Annotated in this window: 15 protein-coding genes and 1 pseudogene; 8 read left to right on the top strand and 8 right to left on the bottom strand. The window is 67.2% G+C overall.

All coding sequences use genetic code 11. The annotated features are described in order from the left end of the window. Both BN972_RS28245 and acpS read left to right on the top strand, forming a co-directional pair. Nucleotides 1–2,062 (top strand): annotated as a pseudogene (locus BN972_RS28245) (beta-ketoacyl synthase N-terminal-like domain-containing protein); the annotation flags it as partial. A 28-nt stretch (nt 2,063–2,090) separates the two neighbouring features. After that, nucleotides 2,091–2,483, top strand: coding sequence for a holo-ACP synthase AcpS (gene acpS / locus BN972_RS12640; protein WP_036358255.1), 393 nt, complete (start codon nt 2,091–2,093; stop codon nt 2,481–2,483). 10 nt (nt 2,484–2,493) lie between these two features. Here acpS and BN972_RS12645 read toward each other — a convergent pair whose 3' ends face one another. The 3 genes from BN972_RS12645 to macS form a co-directional block, all read right to left on the bottom strand. Further along, a complete protein-coding gene (locus BN972_RS12645) occupies nt 2,494–4,374 on the bottom strand; it encodes a DUF2339 domain-containing protein (RefSeq protein WP_036358258.1) in 1,881 nt (626 codons plus the stop codon). A 61-nt stretch (nt 4,375–4,435) separates the two neighbouring features. Further along, nucleotides 4,436–5,092 (bottom strand): response regulator, encoded by a 657-nt coding sequence (locus BN972_RS12650; RefSeq protein WP_036358261.1) that lies wholly within the window; start codon nt 5,090–5,092, stop codon nt 4,436–4,438. Beyond that, nucleotides 5,085–6,257: a MacS family sensor histidine kinase gene (gene macS, locus BN972_RS12655; protein WP_036358264.1), complete on the bottom strand. Its 1,173-nt coding sequence runs from the start codon at nt 6,255–6,257 to the stop codon at nt 5,085–5,087. Before macS ends, BN972_RS12650 begins: the two co-directional genes overlap by 8 nt. Between macS and BN972_RS12660 the strand changes: the two genes are divergently transcribed. Next, the gene (locus BN972_RS12660) at nt 6,235–7,614 is read left to right on the top strand and encodes a dipeptidase (RefSeq protein WP_390176206.1); all 1,380 of its coding nucleotides are present in this window, start codon (nt 6,235–6,237) and stop codon (nt 7,612–7,614) included. The genes macS and BN972_RS12660 overlap by 23 nt on opposite strands. Here the strand turns inward: BN972_RS12660 and BN972_RS12665 are convergent. Both BN972_RS12665 and bcp read right to left on the bottom strand, forming a co-directional pair. Then, on the bottom strand, nt 7,595–7,966 hold the full coding sequence (locus tag BN972_RS12665; RefSeq protein WP_036358269.1) for a nuclear transport factor 2 family protein: 372 nt from the start codon (nt 7,964–7,966) through the stop codon (nt 7,595–7,597). The genes BN972_RS12660 and BN972_RS12665 overlap by 20 nt on opposite strands. A 49-nt stretch (nt 7,967–8,015) precedes the next feature. Next, entirely contained in the window at nt 8,016–8,501 is a 486-nt protein-coding gene (gene bcp, locus BN972_RS12670; RefSeq protein ID WP_036358271.1) for a thioredoxin-dependent thiol peroxidase, read from the bottom strand. 97 nt (nt 8,502–8,598) lie between these two features. Between bcp and BN972_RS12675 the strand changes: the two genes are divergently transcribed. Further along, nucleotides 8,599–8,826, top strand: a complete 228-nt coding sequence (locus BN972_RS12675) for a DUF3618 domain-containing protein (RefSeq protein WP_036358274.1) — start codon at nt 8,599–8,601, stop codon at nt 8,824–8,826. Nucleotides 8,827–8,833: 7 nt separating this feature from the next. Here BN972_RS12675 and BN972_RS12680 read toward each other — a convergent pair whose 3' ends face one another. Beyond that, a complete protein-coding gene (locus tag BN972_RS12680) occupies nt 8,834–9,622 on the bottom strand; it encodes an SDR family NAD(P)-dependent oxidoreductase (RefSeq protein WP_036358277.1) in 789 nt (262 codons plus the stop codon). Beyond that, on the bottom strand, nt 9,619–11,370 hold the full coding sequence (locus tag BN972_RS12685) for a DUF3556 domain-containing protein (protein WP_036358281.1): 1,752 nt from the start codon (nt 11,368–11,370) through the stop codon (nt 9,619–9,621). The genes BN972_RS12680 and BN972_RS12685 overlap by 4 nt, the downstream gene beginning before the upstream one ends. A gap of 375 nt (nt 11,371–11,745) precedes the next feature. On the opposite strand from BN972_RS12685, the gene BN972_RS12690 reads away from it, so the two are divergent. The 3 genes from BN972_RS12690 to BN972_RS12700 are packed head-to-tail and all read left to right on the top strand — an operon-like array spanning nt 11,746 to nt 14,428. Further along, a complete protein-coding gene (locus tag BN972_RS12690; protein WP_036358283.1) occupies nt 11,746–12,456 on the top strand; it encodes an ABC transporter ATP-binding protein in 711 nt (236 codons plus the stop codon). 26 nt (nt 12,457–12,482) lie between these two features. Continuing rightward, nucleotides 12,483–13,625, top strand: coding sequence for an ABC transporter substrate-binding protein (locus tag BN972_RS12695; protein WP_235192500.1), 1,143 nt, complete (start codon nt 12,483–12,485; stop codon nt 13,623–13,625). Further along, on the top strand, nt 13,622–14,428 hold the full coding sequence (locus BN972_RS12700; RefSeq protein WP_051545420.1) for an ABC transporter permease: 807 nt from the start codon (nt 13,622–13,624) through the stop codon (nt 14,426–14,428). The genes BN972_RS12695 and BN972_RS12700 overlap by 4 nt, the downstream gene beginning before the upstream one ends. Before the next feature lie 93 nt (nt 14,429–14,521). Here the strand turns inward: BN972_RS12700 and BN972_RS12705 are convergent, their stop codons facing one another. Continuing rightward, nucleotides 14,522–15,415 carry a lysophospholipid acyltransferase family protein gene (locus BN972_RS12705; protein WP_390176207.1) on the bottom strand — a complete coding sequence of 298 codons (894 nt, stop codon included), beginning with the start codon at nt 15,413–15,415 and terminating at the stop codon, nt 14,522–14,524. Between the two features lie 48 nt (nt 15,416–15,463). Here BN972_RS12705 and BN972_RS12710 point away from each other — a divergent pair, with 48 nt between their 5' ends. Continuing rightward, complete coding sequence (locus BN972_RS12710; protein ID WP_051545423.1) at nt 15,464–16,069, top strand: TetR family transcriptional regulator; 606 nt, start codon at nt 15,464–15,466, stop codon at nt 16,067–16,069. Nucleotides 16,070–16,071 lie beyond the last annotated feature (2 nt).

Raw genomic sequence — 16,071 nt, forward strand, 5'->3', positions numbered from 1 at the left:
TGGCCGCCAAGGCCCGCGAGGAGATGTCGGCCGACGCCGGCAGCGGGACGACGAGGCGACCGAGGGCACCATCGCCGCACTGCCGTCGCCGCCGCGCGGCTACACACCGGCGCCGCCGCCGGAATGGGACGACCTCGACGTCGACCCGGCCGACCTGGTGGTCATCGTCGGCGGCGCCGAGATCGGCCCCTACGGCTCGTCGCGCACCCGTTTCGAGATGGAGGTCGAGAACGAACTGTCGGCCGCCGGTGTGCTCGAGCTGGCGTGGACCACTGGCCTGATCCGCTGGGAGGACGACCCGCAACCGGGTTGGTACGACACGTCTTCCGGTGACCTGGTCGACGAGGCGGAACTGGTGGAGCGCTACCACGACGCGGTCCTGGAACGCACCGGCATCCGCGAGTTCGTCGACGACGGCGCGATCGACCCCGACCACGCGTCCCCGTTGCTGGTTTCGGTCTTCTTGGACAAGGACTTCAGCTTCGTGGTGTCGTCGGAGGCTGACGCCCGCGCGTTCGTCGAGTTCGACCCGGAGCACACCGTGGTGCGACCGGTACCGGACTCCACCGACTGGCAGGTGACCCGCAAGGCGGGCACCGAAATCCGGGTTCCGCGCAAGACCAAGCTGTCCCGCGTGGTGGGCGCGCAGATCCCGACCGGATTCGACCCGACGGTGTGGGGCATCAGTCCCGACATGGCGACCTCGATCGACCGGGTCGCGCTGTGGAACATCGTCGCGACCGTCGACGCGTTCCTGTCCGCGGGCTTCAGCCCGGCCGAGGTGATGCGTTACGTACACCCGAGCCTGGTGGCCAGTACGCAGGGTACCGGGATGGGCGGCATGACCTCGATGCAGACCATGTACCACGGCAACCTGCTGGGCCGGAACAAGCCCAACGACATCCTGCAGGAAGTTCTACCGAATGTGGTTGCCGCACATGTGATTCAGTCCTATGTGGGTAGCTACGGATCGATGATCCATCCGGTGGCGGCGTGCGCAACGGCCGCGGTGTCGGTCGAGGAGGGTGTCGACAAGATCCGGCTGGGCAAGGCCGAGCTGGTGGTGGCCGGCGGTCTGGACGACCTGACGCTGGAGGCCATCATCGGCTTCGGGGACATGGCGGCCACCGCCGACACCGGCATGATGCGCGGCCGCGGCATCCACGACTCGAAGTTCTCCCGTCCCAATGACCGGCGGCGGCTGGGCTTCGTGGAGGCCCAGGGCGGCGGCACGATCCTGTTGGCCCGTGGCGATCTCGCCCTGCGGATGGGTCTGCCGGTGCTGGCCGTGGTGGCCTACGCCCAGTCCTTCGGTGACGGCGTACACACCTCGATTCCGGCGCCTGGCCTGGGTGCGCTGGGCGCGGGCCGGGGCGGCAAGGACTCCGCCCTGGTGCGTGCGCTGGCCAAGCTGGGCGTGAGCGCTGACGACGTGGCCGTGGTCTCCAAGCACGACACGTCGACGCTGGCCAACGACCCGAACGAGACGGAGCTGCACGAGCGGCTCGCCGACTCGATGGGCCGCTCGGTGGGCGCTCCGCTGTTCGTGGTGTCGCAGAAGAGCCTGACCGGTCACGCCAAGGGCGGTGCCGCGGTCTTCCAGATGATGGGGCTGTGCCAGATGCTGCGCGACGGGGTGATCCCGCCCAACCGCAGCCTGGATTGTGTCGACGACGAGCTGGCCGGCGCCGCGCACTTCGTCTGGGTGCGCGACACGTTGCGCCTGGGCGGAAAATTCCCGCTCAAGGCCGGCATGCTGACCAGCCTCGGGTTCGGTCACGTGTCGGGTCTGGTCGCCTTGGTGCACCCGCAGGCCTTCATCGCCTCGCTGGAGCCCGGGCAGCGCGCCGACTACCAACGGCGTGCCGAGGCTCGGCTGCTGGCTGGGCAGCGTCGCCTGGCCTCGGCAATCGCTGGGGGCGAGCCGATGTACCAGCGGCCGCCGGACCGTCGCTTCGACCACGACCTGCCGGAGAAGCCGCAGGAGGCCTCGATGCTGCTGAATCCGGCCGCCCGGCTCGGTGATGGTTCGATCTACGGCGCGAGCCAGGTGTCCGAATGATTCGGCCCATCCGTTAACCTGGCCAGCCATGGGCATCGTCGGGATCGGGATTGACCTTGTCTCCATTCCGCATTTCGCCGAACAGGTAGACCAGCCCGGGACGGTGTTCGCCGAGACGTTCACCCCCGGCGAGCGCCGCGATGCATCCGACAAGAGTTCGTCGGCGGCGCGTCACCTGGCTGCCCGCTGGGCGGCGAAGGAAGCGGTGATCAAGGCGTGGTCGGGTTCCCGCTTCGCGCAGCGGCCGGTGCTGCCGGAAGACATCCACCGCGATATCGAAGTGGTGACCGACATGTGGGGCAGGCCGCGGGTGCGGTTGAGTGGTGAAATCGCCAAGCACCTGGCCGATGTGATAATCCATGTCTCGCTGACCCACGAAGCCGATACGGCGGCGGCGGTGGCGATTCTGGAAACTTCCTGAGCTCGCGGCCTCACGTGCGCGCGAGGCTGCGCGCGTAGCCGGCGCCCATGCCCAGCAGCACCAGGCCGACGATGATGAACGCCGCCACCCGGAAGATGCCGTCCAGCGTGGCCAGGTCGAACAGGAACAGCTTGGCCGTGGCCGCACCGGTAAGCGCCAGACCCGCGGTGATCGGCTCGGTCCGTCGGTCCGGCTCGTGCAGGCGCAGTGCGTAGACGAAAAGCGCGGCGGCTCCGCCGATCCAGCAGATGGTGGCCGCCAGGTGGCCGGCCAGGAATCCGCCGTCGGTGCCGCCGACAAGCACCCCGGCGGTCACCGTGAAGGCGGTCACGGCGTAGACGACCACCGCTGAGGCCGCCGCGATCAGCAGACCGTTGACATCCGTATTCCGCTTGGCGCCAACACACGTCCGCGTCATGACGACGGCGAAGGTGATCACGAGCAGACTGGCCGCCAACGTGGACACCGCGATGGATGTGGGGATCGCCGTGGCGCGCACCAGCACCCGCAGCGGCACGTAACTGTAGAACAGGACAGTGCCGATGACGCCGAAACCTGCTGCGCACCACCGTGCTACCGCGTCGCGGCGGCCGGCGACCGCGACGGCGACGCCGAGTGCCAGCAGCACGGGGGCTTCGATGTAACCCGCAAAGGCGACCGTAACGGCGATCAGCGCGGAGATAGCAGACCAGGCCGACCACGTCTGGACGACGATGCGGGGGTGGTTGCCGATCACCGCTAACGCCAGCATCGCTGTCGCCAGGGCGGCGGCTATGATCGCCGCCAGCATGCGGTCGACGGCGATCGCGCTGGCCAGCACGGGCAGGGTGCCGGCCGTTGTGATCAGCGCCAGCGCTGCGGGGTTCGAGGTGGCCGGCAGCAGGACCAGGCCGCTGGTGATGGCCAGCAGTGCGGCCACCGCGCAGGCGCCGCCGATCAGCCACGCGTTGTCGTGTGGGCTGACGGCCATCAGCGCGAGCAGCAGCGGCAGCGTGGGCGCCGCAACCCGGGCGACGTGCATCCACAGCCAGTCCTTGCCCAGTTGCACCGGCAGCGCGGCCGCCGAGAGCGCCAGCATGAAACTGACCAGCAGCAAGTCCACGCGGCGGGTGAGCGCGGGTGCCAGCCCGATCAGCGGTACCAGCACCAGCAGCGCCAGCTGTTCGGAATCCCAACGCCGGGCCAGTGCCAGGCCGCCGCCGCCCACGACGGCGGCCAACACCAAACCGGCCGGCGCCGGCACCCACTGGTAGATGGTGACGACAGCGATGACATCCAGGTAGGCCGTGGCAATACCGGTGGCAGCCAGGGCGATTGCACCGATGCGGCCACCAGGCCATGCCCGGAGGCGGGCGGACACCGCGACCAGCGCTATCGCCAGCGCGCCACCACCGGCTACCCGAATCTCCGGTCGCAGCAGGCCGGCCTGGGCGGCCAACACCAGCAGCAGCACCACACCGATCAGCGTCACGGCCACACCGGCGACCGCCAGCAACTTGCCGATCCAGCCGGATTCGGTTTGCGCTGAGGGTGTTTCGGCGGCCGCTGGCGCCGGGTCTACGGTCGGCGCGGGGGCGGGCGCTGGCGCGTACTGGCGTGGTGGTCGGGGCGGACGCGGCTTGGCGGCCGCGGGCGTCCAGTACTGCCAGTAGTTCTGCCAATAAGGCGCGGGCTCGTGCTGCGCGGGCGGAGCATAGGCCGGCGCCGCAGCGGGCGTCGGTGGGGGCATCGGCTGTGCGGCGGGTGCGGCGGCCGGGGGGGCGGAGCTGGCGAACAGCCGGTCCAATTGGCTGAGTTCCCCGGACACCCGGGACATCTGCCGGGCCAGGGCGTCGAATTCCTGCGTGAGCCGGCTGAGGACAGCACGGTCAGCCTGGTGCGGTTCGGTCATGGTCACCCACCCTGCCGGGCAACGCCGCCGTTCGGATGAGTAGGACTACCCAACTCTGGGGCTATTGGTCGAGCCCATGTTCGATCGCGTATCGCGTCAACTCCACCCGATTGGCGACCTGCAGCTTGCGGAAGGTCGCCTGCACGTGGTTTTCCACCGTCCGGTGACTCAGCGACAGCTTCTCGGCAATTTGCTTGGCGGACATGCCCTTTGCGACGAAACGCAACACCTCTGTCTCCCGCTCGGTGAGGCTGGGGGTGGCCTTGTCCGGGCTCGGGTTCTGGGCGATGCGCCGGTATTCGCCCAGCACCAGCCCCGCCAGGCTCGGGGTGAACACCGCTCGTCCGGCCGCGGTCGCCCGCACCGCCTCGGCCAGCTCGGCCTTGGATGCGCTCTTGACCAGATATCCGGTCGCACCCGCCTTTACCGCTTCGAGCACGTCGTCGCGTTCGTCGGACGCCGACAGCACCAGCACTCGGGTCGACGGCGACACTTCGAGCACTTCTCTGGTTGCCTGGACGCCGTCACCGTCACTCAGGCGCATGTCCATCACCACCACATCCGGTTTGACCACAGCGGCCCGGCGCCGCGCCGACGCCACGCCCTCGGCGGTGGCCACTACTTCGAACCCGTCATCGGTAAGGTCGCGCGCCACCGCGTCACGCCAGATGGGATGGTCGTCGACCACCATTACCGACAGGCCGGCTTGCTCAGTCATGGTTGGGCCTCCGCCGCGGCACGATCAACTCCCATTCGGTTCCCTCTCCCGGGTCGGTGTGCAGGTTCGCGCTGCCACCCAATGACTTCAACCGTCCCACAATCGACTTCGAGATGCCGATATGTCCCTGACCGATGGCTTCCTCGAGCCGGCCCGGGGCGATGCCCACTCCGTCGTCGCGGATGCTGACCGCGACCGACGAGCCCAGGTCTTCCAGCAACACAAACGCACGGGCGTCCGGACCCGCGTGCTCGCGCACGTTGTCCAGGGCGTTGCCCACCGCGGCGTCCAATTCGGTGGCCAGATCGCTGTCTATCGGCACCGGGGTGCCCGGCAGGCTCATCGAGACACAGTCGGCCTCCCTGCGGCGCAGCAGCGCGCGCAGGTCGACGGTCGTATCGGCTGCGGTGTCGCTCTCCATCTCGGTCGAGGTGACCCAGCTGCGCAGGGCGCGCTCCTGTTCACCGGCGAGCTTGGCGAGTTCGGCTGCGGCACCGCCTATTTCGTTTCCCCGTTTGGAGACCAGGGCGAGTACCTGGATGACGCCGTCGTGTACCTGGCGGGACAGCCGCTCGCGTTCCTCCACCGCGGCCGTCAGCCTTGCGGCTCGCTGCAGCTCGTCGTGGGCGCGCCGCGCGGTGCGGGCCGCCAGCCCCACCGCCAAGCCGACCGCCAGCTCGACGATGATGGTGGCGTTGCGCCCGAGGTTGACATTGAAGTAGCCCTTGACCGCTTCGCTGGTGGCCGTCACCGCCAGACCCGTCAGCATGCCGCCGGCCGGGCCAAACTGCAGGGCCGCCGAGATGGTCGCGTTGCTGGCCCACAACGTCGTCGGCCAGGTCTGGTTGTTGTGCGCCCACTGTCCCGATGCCACCACCTCGGTGGACAGCATCAACAGCACCGTCACGACGAGTTCGGCGACCACCCATGCCGGCCGTCTGCCGAAACCGCGCAGGTAGGCGGTCGCGCAGAGCACGCTCCAGGCAATCAGCACCGCGAACAGCAGCCACGCCAGCAGGGGGTGACGCAGGTCGGAGTTGATCGCGATCTGGAAGCCCAGCGCGTAGAGGCAGCTCAGCAGCCGGAACAGTTGCGCCGCCCGCCAGAGCGGCGCAGTCGGATCGGGAGTGGGGTCAGGGCCGTTGGTCGCCATTACCGGCAGCATAGCTAGCCTTTCAGGCGTGACTGATCTGGTTGAGCGGGTGCGTGAGGTGCTGCCTTCGGTGCGCCGCGACCTCGAGGATCTGGTTCGCATCGAGTCGGTGTGGGCCGATCCGGCACGGCGCGACGAGGTACACCGCAGCGCGCAGGCAGTGGTGGACCTGTTGTCCCAGGCGGGTTTTGACGATGTCGGCATCGTCAGTGAGGGTGGTGCTCCGGCGGTCATCGCGCGGTACCCGGCGCCGCCGGGAGCGCCGACCGTGCTGTTGTATGCGCATCACGACGTGCAGCCCGAAGGTGACCGCGCTCAGTGGGCGTCACCTCCCTTCGAGCCGACCGAACGGGATGGACGCCTGTACGGTCGGGGCACCGCCGACGACAAGGCGGGCATCGCAACCCATTTGGCCGCATTTCGGGCGCACGGCGGAAAGCCGCCGGTAGGTGTGACGGTCTTCGTCGAGGGCGAGGAGGAATCCGGTTCGCCGTCCCTGGGCCGGTTGTTGGCCGCCCATCGGGATGCGCTGAGCGCCGACGTGATCGTGATCGCCGACTCCGACAACTGGAGCACCGAGATACCGGCTCTGACGGTGTCGTTGCGGGGGATGGCCGACTGCGTCGTCGAGGTCGCCACACTCGACCACGGTCTGCACTCCGGCCTTTGGGGCGGTGTGGTGCCCGATGCGCTGAGTGTGCTGGTGCGACTGCTGGCGAGTCTGCACGACGACGACGGCAACGTGGCGGTCCAGGGTTTGCATGAAAGCACCGCCGCCGCCGTGGATTACCCGCCCGAGCGGGTGCGCGCGGACTCAGGTCTGCTGGACGGTGTGAGCGAGATCGGGTCCGGCTCGGTGCCGCAGCGGTTGTGGGCGAAGCCGGCGATCACAGTGATCGGCATTGACACCACTTCGGTTGCGGCCGCCTCGAATACGTTGATCCCGCGGGCCCGCGCCAAGATCAGCATCCGGGTGGCACCGGGTGGCGACGCGGTGGCGCATCTGGCTGCGGTCGAGGCGCATCTCAAGCGACACGTTCCGTGGGGTGCCCAGGTCGAAGTCATCCGCGGCGAGATCGGCCAGCCCTACGCCATCGACGCCAGCGGCCCGATCTACGACGCGGCGCGCGCGGCGTTTCGGCAGGCCTGGGGTGTTGACGTCGTCGACATGGGTATGGGCGGGTCGATCCCGTTCATCGCCGAGTTCGCCGAAGCTTTTCCGCACGCCAAGATTCTGGTTACCGGCGTAGAGGACCCAAGCACCCAGGCGCACAGCATCAACGAGAGTCTGCACCTGGGAGTGCTGGAACGCGCCGCAATCACCGAAGCGCTGTTGCTGGCGAATCTGGCTACGACAGCGTCGGATTGAGGTAGACGTAGAGGACCGCGATCTTGTCCTCGCGGACGACGATGACGTCGAGGCCCGTGTAGGCCGGCGGCTCGCCTTCGGGTCCCGAGCCCCAGGCGAAAATGCCGCCGTTGTGCAGTGCTTGGGGTTCCCCGCGATGGGTGTAGACGAAGTCCGGGTGGCTGGCCCGCAATGCCCCGGCGAACCCGTCCACCGCGTCGTGACCGATCAGCACGTCGTCCGGGACGTAGAGCACGGCGTCGTCGGTGTAGAGCTCTTCGACGGCGGTGCGCCGACGGATTGGGTCCGCTTCGCCGAAGACATCCCGGACATTGCGCTGCAGGAGTTCGATCACTCGCTCAGAAGTAGTCATGGGAGACGAAACGGACTGTAGTCCGCTCACATTCCCGGGAATGGCGGATTTATGCGGCGGTCACCTGTTTGATGATCTTCTCGATACTCGAGACGGTGCTCGCCGCTTTGACGTTGTAATTCGCGGCCGCGATCTTCCCCTTGTCGTCGACAACGAACGTCGACCTGATCACCCCGGTCACCTTCTTCCCGTACATCAGCTTCTCGCCGTACGCGCCGTAGGCGGCGAGCACCTTGCGCTCGGGATCGGACAGCAGCGGGAAGGTCAGCCCTTCGGCGTCGCGGAACTTGGCCAGCTTCTCCGGCTTGTCGGGCGAAATCCCGACGACGTCGATTCCGGCGTCGTTGAGTTCGCTCAGGTTGTCCCGAAACGCACAGGCCTGCTTGGTGCAGCCCGGGGTCGAGGCCGCGGGATAGAAGTAGACGACGACATGACGGCCCTTATAGCCGGAAAGCGACACCTTGTTGCCATCGGCATCGGGCAGGGTGAATGCGGGGGCCTTGTCTCCGGGGGCCAGCCGGGTGGTCTCGCTCAACGTAGGGAGTCCTTTCTGTTCACCGGAGCGTTGGGGCCCGCACCGGCTGATCTAGGGTAGTTCGTCAGTGCACCATCCTGACTTGGAGGACAGACACGTGGCGGACCGCGATCCCGACACCATCAAGCAGGAGATCGACCAAGCCCGCGAGCAGCTGGCGGCGACCGTCGACTCGCTTGCTGAGCGGGCCAATCCTCGCCGCCTGGCCGATGACGTCAAGGCCAAGGTGATCGAGTTCCTGAACAAGCCGATCGTCACGGTGTCGCTGACCGGGGTTGGTGTGGCAACCGTCGTCGTGATCGTCTACCGGATCAGGAAGCGCTGACCCGACCTCAGTGACGCGCCACGAAGTAACCGGATACCAGCGCTTTCAGCCGCCGCGACGGTGACAGCGGCGCCGCCGCCCGCATGACTTTGTTGCCCAGGCCAGGCATCACCATGACCCGGCCCGCCCGCATCGCGGCGTAGCCCGAGGCCGCGACCGGCGCGACATCCATGATGAAGCGGTCTAGCCGCGACCAGTCTCCGACACCAGCCGTGTGCGCGAATTCGGTGCGGGTGGGACCCGCCGCGAGGTGGGTGCAGGTGACGCCCGTGCCGTGCAGGTCGGAGGCCACGGCCTCCGAGAAGCTCCGGACGTAGGCCTTGCTGGCCGAGTAGCCCGCCTCGAGGCCGTGCGGGATCACGTAGGCGGCGATCGAGCTGATGTTGAGGATCGCTCCGTGGCCGGCCTTGACCATCCGCGCGGCATATAGCGTCGTCAGGTCGGTCAGCGTCACCACATTCAGTTGCACCATCTTGGAGACGGCAACCGGGTCGGACTCCTGGATCTTCAGGCCGAGGATTCCGACGCCGGCGTTGTTGACCAGGTATTCGACGTCGATGCCGAGTTCGTCCACGCGAGCGACCAATTCGGCTCCCGCGCCCGGTTGCGCCAGGTCCATGTTGATCGGGTGGGCGCGGACGCCGTGGCGGGTGCGCAATTCCTCGGCCACCGCGGCAAGCTGCGCGGCGCTGCGCTCGCTGGACACGACGACCACGTCGATGCCGTCGGCCGCGAACAGGTTGGCCAGTTCGCGGCCCAGACCGGTCGATGCTCCCGTAATCAGGGCGGTCGTCATGCTGGCTGGCCTTTCCGCCGCGGACTGCCGCTGGTGATGTGGACCGGGAGATCGTCCTTCCAGGGTTGGGTCCTGACCATGTCATCCACCTCGACATAGCCACGCTCGAATTCGCCCGTCGCCGCGTCGACCAGTCGATACTGTTGGCGCTGAACGTGGATCGGCTGCGCGTCGAGAATCACCACCCGCACCTCACCCGGCTCGAACCCGCACCGCTCCTGCAGCGCCTCGATCAGGCACTCGTTGTGCATATGCCCGTCGCCGAAGTTCCACCCGACAGCCATGGCGCACAGCATCTCGCCTTCGCAGAGGTTGTAATCGTCCTCGTCATAGCCCGCCATCGCCCGGTGCGCCAGGGTGAACAGCGCGCGCCCATGGGTGTTCATCCCGCGGAAGGCATAGGCGAGATGAATCGGAACCAACGTGTCTTCCTTGCTCTTGTACAACCGCTCGAGCTGCAGATGCTGCATGGGGCCCAAAGCGCGGGCGCCGACGCGGATCTTCTCGTCGGCCGACGGCTTCACGCACCACAGCGTGGTGTCCCAGTTGCCGGCGTAATACCGCATGCCCGGCAGGAACGAAATCTTGTGCGGGAACAGGTTCCCCAACACGACGGTCGTGGCCAGGACCGCGAACAGTATGGCGACCGGCACCGGGTTGGTCACGCTGGACAGGCCCAGCGGCGCGTGCGCGACGAACAGCCACAGCACGCTGAAGATCATGAACACATTCCATTCCAGCGGCACCCCCATCGGGAAAGCCAACAGGATGTTCAGGTGGAACACGATCATCACCAGCGCGGCGATGGTTGTCGGCCAGCCGCCGTGCGAGAAGAGCAGCGCGAGCGGCACCAGCCCTTCAATTGCGGTAGAGAAGTGCGCGATGAAGCCCGACCATGCACCGGGCCGCAGGTCGTCGGGGTATCGCTTGAACAATGACGTCTTGAGAAATCCCGATGGGAGGAACGGGTTGTTCGCCAGCATCGTCGAGATCACGAACGGGAAGTGCCGGGTGAGCTTGGAGGTCGCGGCGCCCAGCCAGATCGCCATGCACACCAATTTCGCCGCCACCACGATGTCAGCGCCGGCGAACAGGAACGCCACGGCCAACGGCGCATACACCTCGCCGCGAGCCGCCAGGAAGATCACCTTGTCGCGCAGGCTCAGCACCGCCAGCACCCCAAGGATCGCGATGGTCTGCCATCGCGGCAGCACGCCGATCGCGGTGTCTAGGGTCCGGATCGGGCCCGAGCCGTCGGACACCAGCGCCAGGGCGAGCAACACCACCAGCGCGCCGTAGAGCACCGCGTCGAAGGGGGAGCGGTTGGTGCCCCTGGTCAGTGGGATCCGCCCGGGCCAGGGCGGCAGCCGGATGGTGCCGGGCCGCAGCCAGTACAGGATCGACCCCATCGGCGGAAAGTACCGGCCGGCCAGCGGTCCGAAGCAGCAGCCCAGTCCGACGACTTCGAACAGCATGGTGAACAGCACGGCCTTCTGGTAAACGATCGGTTCGGTCCACCACGCCGCAACATTGGTGAAACCGTCGATGCCCGAGGTGGACCACGCAAACAGCCAGATGCCCAGGATGTACAGCACGATCTTCACGCCGTACATCACATGCATCACCAGCGGAGTGCCGAAGCCGTGCTGGGCGATGTGGCGCATCATCGGCACCACGCGTTCGGCGCGCGGCAGTTTGCTCCACTCCGCAACGTCGACGACGGGCAGGTTGGGCTGGATGAATCCCATTGCAGCTCCTTCGACAACGGTGTGCCTTCTGCAAATTACCTGGGGCTGAGCCCCTGCGATAGGTCTGTGTCGCCCAGTGGGAGGCGGCCTGTCGGCCCCGGGTAAGCGGTTGCGATCAACGCGATCCCATTTGCTCTGTCGGCGGCTTGATGGTGTCCTGACCGGGGCCGCGTCACCGTCCCGGCGCCGCCGCGACGCTATCCGAAGCCGTTGCCCGGCATGTCAATTCCTGTCAGTTGACCGATGATCGAGTCGAATCACCGAATACGTCCTGGAGCCCGGCGTGGCCTATCGCTGTTGCCTGCGCCGGCGCGTCGGTGCGCGTCGGCATGCTGATCGAATGGTGGGACGCAATCCCTTTTGAGAGGAACGAACGTGGGAGCTGCCACTGTACGAATCGTGGGTGGCCACAAGCGCTTTGATGCCGACAGCCACGCGCTGGCCGACATCGACCTGACCATTGATGACGACGATTTCCTGGCCATTCTGGGGCGCAGCGGCAGCGGCAAGTCCACCCTGCTGCGGGTGATCGCGGGCCTGGAGGAACTGACGTCGGGAACCGTCGAATGGTCCAGCGCCAACGGTGTGGCCAGGCCGCACACCGGCGTGGTGTTTCAGCAGGCGCTGCTGTTCCCGTGGCTGACCGCCGGGGAGAACGTGACGATCGCCGGCCGGTTCGCCGCTCACAAGGGATCGTTTCAGCGTGAATACGCCGAAGAACTGCTGCGGCGCTTCGACCTGGAACGGGTGGCCGACCGTTATCCCGATCAATTGTCCGGGGGGCAGGCGCAGCGCGTCGCGATCATCCGTGCGGTCGCCACCCGACCCCGACTGCTACTGCTCGACGAGCCCTTCAGTGCACTGGACCCGGCCATCCGGGGCGACCTGCAGAGGTGGCTGGCCAATCTCGCGGCCGAGCTCGGGGTGACGGTGGTGCTGGTCACCCACGATGTGGACGAAGCGTTGTTGCTGGCCAGCCGTGTGGTGTTGCTGGGTCCCGACGGCAGGATCCGCCGGGAATGGCGACCGGGCGACGAAGCTCTCAAGCAGGAGATCTTGGATCATTACCGCCTGGTGGGGCAGTGACGGAAGCCCTGGTTTCACGGCGGACCCTGCTGACTGGAGCGGCCGCGCTGGCCGCGGCGGGTGGGCTGGCGGGTCTGGCTGACTTGGCCCACGCGGCAAGCATCGATCGGACCAACATCAGCGGTCAGCTCCGCATCGGATACCTGCCCATCACCGACGCGGCGCCGCTGCTGATCGCGCACGCGGCAGGTCTGTACCAGCCCGGCGTGGTGAGTTCGGCCAAACCCGTGCTGTTTCGCAGTTGGGCTTCGCTTGCCGAGGCGTTCGTCACCCGGCAGGTGGACGCGGTGCACATGCTGATGCCGACGGCGATCCAGTTGCGGTTCCTGCTGCGCAGCCCCGTGCGGGTGCTGAGCTGGAACCACACCAACGGCTCGGCGCTCACCGTCGCGCCGAATATCACCGATCTCGGGCAGCTGGCCGGCACCCAGGTGGCGATCCCGTTCTGGTGGTCGATCCACAACATCATTCTCCAGGATCTGCTGCGCGCCCACGGTCTGGTGCCGGTGGTGCGCCGGAGCGCGTCGCGCAGCGCCCGGACGGTCGAGTTGATCGTCATGAGTCCCTCGGACATGGTGCCCGCGTTGGCCAATCGCTCGATCAGCGGCTACGTGGTGGCCGATCCGTTCAACGCCATGGCGCAGGTGCGCAAGATCGGCAGGATTCACAGGTTCCTCGGCGACGTGTGGCGAGACCATGCCTGCTGTGTGGTGCTGGCTCACGAAGACCTCATCGAGCATCGGCCGCAGGCGGCCGCCTCGTTGGTGAACTCGATTGTCGGTGCCCAGCAACGCATCAACTCCGATCGCGTGGCGGCCGCTACAGTGTTGTCGAAGGGCGCCTACCTTCCGCAACCGCAACCCGCCATCAAGACCGCGCTGACCTACCGTGCGCAGGACTATCGATTCCTGCACCCCGACTGGCAGCCGCAGCGGTTGGGCTACCAGCCATTCCCGTTCCCCAGCTTCACCCGCCGCCTGGTGGAGGCAATGCACGACACCGTGGTAGACGGCGACCGCAAGTTCCTGGAACGGCTGGATCCGGCGACCGTGCATGCTGAGCTGGTCAACGACACCTTCGTGCGGGCGGCGTTGGCGGCGTACGGCGGACCCGAAAGCTTTGGCATCCCATCTGATTTGACCCGAACCGAACAGGTACAACCGCGATGACTCTCGAGCAGACCATTCCCGATACGACGCCACCGGCTCCGGTCGCGCGCTGGTCGCTGATTCAACGTTGGTGGCCACCGGCGGTGGCCATCACAGCGGCGATCGCGGCGTGGTGGCTGGCCACCGCGGTCCTCGCGCCCTCGCAGTCGCTGCTGCGGGAGACGACACCAGTCAAGGTCGTCAAAGCGCTGGGGGATCTGTACAGCCGCGGTGTGTTGCTGCCCGATACCGGCGTCAGCCTGTGGCGGCTGCTGGTCGGGTTGCTGGTCGGCGCCGTCATCGGGATTCCCGCGGGCTTGCTGATCGGGCTCAACGACACCGCCGACCGTGCCACCCGTCCGGTGGTGCAGTTCCTGCGGATGATCTCGCCGCTGTCCTGGGCGCCGATTTCGGTGGCGCTGTTCGGGATCGGGAACGAGCCGGTCATCTTCCTGATCGCCGCGGCATCGGTGTGGCCGATCCTGATCAACACCGCCGCGGGCGTACACGCCATCGACCCGGGCTATCTGCAGGTGGCGAAGTCGTTCGGGGCGACCCGAGTCGAACAGCTCACCGTCGTCGTGCTGCCCGCGATCCGCGGGCACCTGCAGACCGGTCTGCGGGTGGCCCTGGGTATTGCGTGGGTGGTGTTGGTGCCGGCCGAAATGCTAGGTGTGCGTTCGGGTTTGGGCTATCAGATCCTCAACGCGCGCGACCAGCTGGCCTACGGCCAGGTGGTTGCGGTGATCGTGGTGATCGGCGTCATCGGCTACGTGCTTGACCTTGCGGCGCGACGGGCGCTGTCGGGCTCGCGCCCGGCGTAGCACTGCCGCCGCTGTACCCTCCGGCGTCCGCGAACCGAACGTCACTGCGAAAAACCGGACCGCAAATCGCAGCCTGGTTCGGCTCGCGGCACGTCAGGCCGCCGCCCTGGGCCAGGCCAGCGGGTTGAGTTCCCGGAACGGGTCCCCGGCGCGGACGGCAAGCAGTTCGGCCAGGATGGCCTCGAGTGACCGCTTCGTGCGGTCCCTGATTGACACCACCCAATCCTCCTCCGACACGCCTTCGGGTTTCGTGGTGACGATGGGGGTTCCGAACTGGAGATACATCCGTTGGGGACGTGGCAGGAAGGTGGGTCCGACACCCCGCATCAGCGGCATAGCCATATCGGCATCACCGCCGAGCCTGGCGCTGACAGTTCGACTAAGTCGGCCCAGCGTGCTCTCGCGAGTGACCAAACTCTTGTACACGTCGTCGCCGCCAACCAGGCCGACCGGAATGATTGGGTAGTCGTTCGCCACGGCGATGCGGGCGAAGCCGGAGCGGCCACGCCAATTCAATTGGTATTCCTCACCTTTGAACTTCGCGATCTCGCGGCCCCCGCCGGGGAACACCAGAATGGTTTCGTTGTGCCGCATCAACTCCCGGGCGGTCTCCGGTGCGCCGACGACGCCGCCGTATGCCGTGATCAGGTCATGTCCGAACCCGGGCTGCTGCGAAAACCTGCGATCCGCCAGGGGCCGAACCCGTCGGCCGATGGCGCGGCGCACAAAGTGAGGTACCAGTAGTACCTCGCCGCCGACGAACTGGGTGTGGTTGCCCACCAATAAAAATCGGCCATCCGCGGGCAGCGTGTCCAGACCGCGCAGATAAGGCCGGTAGACGTCGATCAATGGGGCGATGCCGTCCTGGACGCGGTCGAGCACCCGACGCAGCCGCTGCACGCGGCGTGGATGGTTCATCACGGCGTCGATATCAATGGGAAGGTTCTCGACGTCTTTCATGCGGGGCGGTGGGAAAGGGGGAGCCATGCCGACCAGCGTACCAAACGAACTAGTTCGTATGGGTATGATCTTCTAGTGCGCTCGACGACGGAACTTCGCGACACGATCCTGAGTGCCGCGCGGTCCGAATTCGCGCAGTACGGGCTGGCTGGTGCGCGGATCGACCGCATCGCCCGCACGGCTAACGCCAGCAAGGAGCGGCTGTACGCGCATTTCGGGGATAAGGAGACGTTGTTCCGCAGCGTGGTCGCCGCCGACGGCGAGGAGTTCTTCGCCGCCGTGACCCTGCGACCCGAGGCGGTGGCTGAATTCGTCGGCGAGATCTACGATCTGGCGCGCCAGCGGCCTGAGCATTTGCGCATGATCACCTGGGCCAACCTAGAGGGACTGGCTCTCGATCCGCCCCCGGCCGACGAATGGGACTCCATGCCGGCCCGACACATTCGCGCCGTTGAAGCCGCTCAGGCTGCTGGCTACGTCGACCCGTCCTGGCGGCCGATGGACTTGCTGGTGTTGTTGGTGGGCGTCGGGCTGGCCTGGGCGCAGTCGCCCCACCCGGACGCGCGTACCGCCGATCCGGAGGTGGTCGCGGCACGGCGGGCCGACGTCGTCGAGGCGGCTCGGCGGATTGTGTCCCCACAGGGACCGCGGGCCGGACGTTCGCCCGGGAGGGAAAAATGAAG

Origin of the sequence: Mycobacterium asiaticum DSM 44297, from assembly GCF_000613245.1 — a bacterium.
GTDB lineage: Bacteria > Actinomycetota > Actinomycetes > Mycobacteriales > Mycobacteriaceae > Mycobacterium > Mycobacterium asiaticum.